The 3,212-nt window shown below is 64.6% G+C and carries 4 protein-coding genes; 2 read left to right on the forward strand and 2 right to left on the reverse strand.

Annotated elements, in window-relative coordinates:
• The coding region (locus tag ACE3SN_RS16490; RefSeq protein WP_374531874.1) for a hypothetical protein at positions 1–237 on the reverse strand (237 nt) is incomplete at its 3' end.
• Positions 238–402: 165 nt separating this feature from the next.
• On the opposite strand from ACE3SN_RS16490, the gene ACE3SN_RS16495 reads away from it, so the two are divergent.
• Positions 403–1,653: a threonine ammonia-lyase gene (locus tag ACE3SN_RS16495; RefSeq protein ID WP_374531876.1), complete on the forward strand. Its 1,251-nt coding sequence runs from the start codon at positions 403–405 to the stop codon at positions 1,651–1,653.
• A 178-nt stretch (positions 1,654–1,831) separates the two neighbouring features.
• Positions 1,832–2,683, forward strand: coding sequence for an arginyltransferase (locus tag ACE3SN_RS16500; RefSeq protein ID WP_374531877.1), 852 nt, complete (start codon positions 1,832–1,834; stop codon positions 2,681–2,683).
• A 209-nt stretch (positions 2,684–2,892) separates the two neighbouring features.
• Here the strand turns inward: ACE3SN_RS16500 and ACE3SN_RS16505 are convergent.
• Positions 2,893–3,212, reverse strand: a 320-nt coding sequence (locus ACE3SN_RS16505; RefSeq protein ID WP_374531878.1) for an aldehyde dehydrogenase family protein, incomplete at its 5' end; no start/stop codon positions are given.

The following is a 3,212-nucleotide window of genomic DNA, read 5'->3' on the forward strand; positions in this document are numbered from 1 at the left end:
CGTCGGGTCGCAGGTGCGGCCAGTGGACGAGGGATTGAGATCGAGCACCCCGGCCTGCCCGTTAGAGACGACCTTGCCGAAATTCATGTCGAGCAGGACCGCGAACTGAATCGATTCGAGGATCTGGGCATCGGCCTGTGCGGGCCGGGCCGCGTCTGCCCTGGCAGGATTGGGGGCAAGGGCGCAAAGCAGCGCGGCCGCGCCGATAAGCCAACTCTGCTGCCACCTGACCGTCATCCGAATGTTGCCCCCATCCGAAGGCTGCAGGCCGCCGGCTGAGCGCAATATGCCCGGCAGGCATCGCAATTGGGCAAACGAGGGTGGTTAATCGCGTCTTTAGGACGATTCCGCCCTGCCAAGCGGTTTGCAAGGCAACCGCACATCGGTTACGGCCCCTCGCCAATGGAACAGACGCTAGACCAGGCCGCCAGCAGCGCCGCGTCGCTGCTCACTCTCGCCGATGTGCGGGCCGCCGCCGCGCGCATCGCAGGCGCGGTGGTGCGTACCCCCACGCTTTATTCGCGGACCCTGTCGCAGATTACCGGGGCCGAGATCTGGCTGAAGTTCGAGAACCTGCAATTCACCGCCGCCTACAAGGAGCGCGGCGCGCTCAACGCGATGCTGCTGCTGGGCGGGGAACGCTGCAACCGCGGCGTGATCGCGGCTTCGGCCGGCAACCACGCGCAGGGCCTGTCCTATCATGGAACGCGCCTTGGCATCCCGGTCACGATCGTCATGCCGCGCACCACGCCGACGGTTAAGGTCCAGCAGACCGAAGCGGTTGGCGGCAAGGTCGTGCTCGAAGGCGAAACCTTTGACGAGGCCTATGCGCACGCGCGCAAGCTGGAAGGCGAACTGGGGCTGACCTTCGTCCACCCGTTCGACGATCCGCACGTTGCCGCCGGGCAGGGCACCGTTGCGCTCGAAATGCTCGAAGACGTGCCCGAACTCGATATGCTGGTGATCCCGGTTGGCGGGGGCGGGCTCGCCTCGGGCATGGGGGCGGCCGCGCGCGGGATCAAGCCCGACATCGGGCTGGTCGGGGTGGAGGCGCAGCTGTTTCCCTCGATGTACAACAAGCTCAAGCACACCGATCTGCCTTGCGGCGGCGACACCCTGGCCGAAGGGATCGCCGTTAAGGAGCCGGGCAAGTTTACGTTCGAGGTGTTGAACGGCCTGCTCGACGATTTCGTACTGGTTAGCGAAGGGGCGCTGGAAGGCGCGGTCTCGCTGCTCTTGCAGATCGAAAAGACTGTCGTTGAAGGCGCGGGCGCGGCTGGCCTGGCCGCCGTGCTGGCCCATCCGGCGCGCTTCAAGGGCCGCAAGATCGGCATCCCGCTGACCGGCGGCAACATCGACACGCGCCTGCTTGCCAACGTGCTGCTGCGCGATCTGGCGCGCTCGGGCCGGCTGGCGCGGCTGCGCCTGACCCTGCAGGACCGCCCCGGCGCGCTCTACAAGGTGATGAAAGAGTTCGACAATCACAACGTCAACATCATCGAGATCTATCACCAGCGGATCTTCACGACCCTGCCGGCAAAAGGCCTGATCACCGACATCGAATGCGAAGCGCGCGACCGCGAGCAACTCGATGCACTGGTCGAAAGCCTGCGTGCAAAGGGATACGCGGTCGATCAGGTGGAACTTAACTGATCGTCTTAACCGGGGCGGCTGCGGCTGTCCCGTTTTGCGCCCGCGTCCGGCAGGCCTGCGTCCGGCTGTGCAAAATAACGAATGCTTAACCAAGTTTCATAGTTAAAAAGCTTTCAACGCGCCGGTGCGAGCGGCATAGTGCGAACCGTAGTCCCTGCTTAAGGATTTGGTTCGCTCCGTGACGGCACCTGTTCGCTTTCCCCGGTTCTTCGTCACGAGCCCGGCGCCTTGCCCCTATCTGCCCGGGCGCAGCGAACGCAAGGTGTTCACCGAGCTCAAGGGCCCGCATGCCGACCAGCTCAACGATGCGCTGGGCCGGATCGGGTTCCGCCGCAGCCAGACCGTGGCTTACCGTCCGTCGTGCGTCGATTGCGCGGCCTGCGTTTCGGTCCGGGTGGTATCGGAAGAGTTTCGTCCCTCCACCACGCAGAAGCGCAATCTCAAGCGTAATTCCGATCTGGTCGTCACGGTCTGCCGTCCCTGGTCGACCTCCGAACAGTTCGAACTGCTCCAGCGTTACCTTGGCGTGCGCCATCCCGGCGGCGGCATGGCGACGATGGACGAAACCGATTTCGCCGACATGGTCGAACATACGCCGGTCGAAACCTGGATGGTCGAATACCGCGAGCCGACTATCGACGGCACGCCCGGCCGCCTCGTCGGTTGCTGCCTGACCGACCGGCAGGGCGATGGCCTGTCGATGATCTACAGCTTCTACGAGACCGAGCTGACCAACCGCACGGGCCTTGGCAACTACATCATCCTCGATCACATCCGCCGCTCGGTCGCGGAAGGGCTGCCTTTCGTTTACCTTGGCTACTGGGTCGAAGGTTCGCCGCGGATGCAGTACAAGGTGCGCTACCGCCCGCTTGAAAAGCTGGGCCGCGATGGCTGGGTCCGGTTTGGTACGGACGAACAGGACCGCCTGATCGCTGCCGCCACCGCCAGCCGCCATGACGACAGCCCGCTCGATGGCCGCACCAAGGACGGCGCGCATGGCGGGCGGGGGCAATACAAGCTGGACCTTTAAGGGGCGTTCGCTCCGCCTATTCGTCACCCCGGACTTGATCCGGGGGCCAGCTTTTCTGTGAGAGTAGCGTTTTGCCGAAAGATCCAGCGGGACCCCGGATCAAGTCCGGGGTGACCGGTTATGGTTGTGCTGCGTCGCTCCCAAAAAGGAAACCCCCTCCACGCGCGGGGCGGGAAGGGGGCTGCCGTTAGCCTTGATGGGCCGAGGGATCAGGCCGGAAGGCCGCTGATCGCCTTCATTTCCATGAAGTCCTTGAGACCGGCGAGGCCACCTTCACGGCCGTTGCCCGACTGCTTGTAGCCGCCGAACGGGGCGCCCGGACTCGGGCCCCAGTTGTTGATCGCGACCATGCCGGCGCGCAGCTTGGCTGCAACCGGTGCCGCCTTGGCCGGATCGCCCGAGATCGCCGCCGACAGGCCGTATTCGGTGTCGTTGGCCATTTCGACCGCCTGGTCGAGGTTGTCATAGGCCATCAGGGTGATGACCGGGCCGAAGATTTCTTCCTTGGCGATGCGCATGTCCGGGGTCA

It is taken from the genome of Novosphingobium sp., from assembly GCF_041915465.1.
Taxonomy (GTDB): domain Bacteria; phylum Pseudomonadota; class Alphaproteobacteria; order Sphingomonadales; family Sphingomonadaceae; genus Novosphingobium.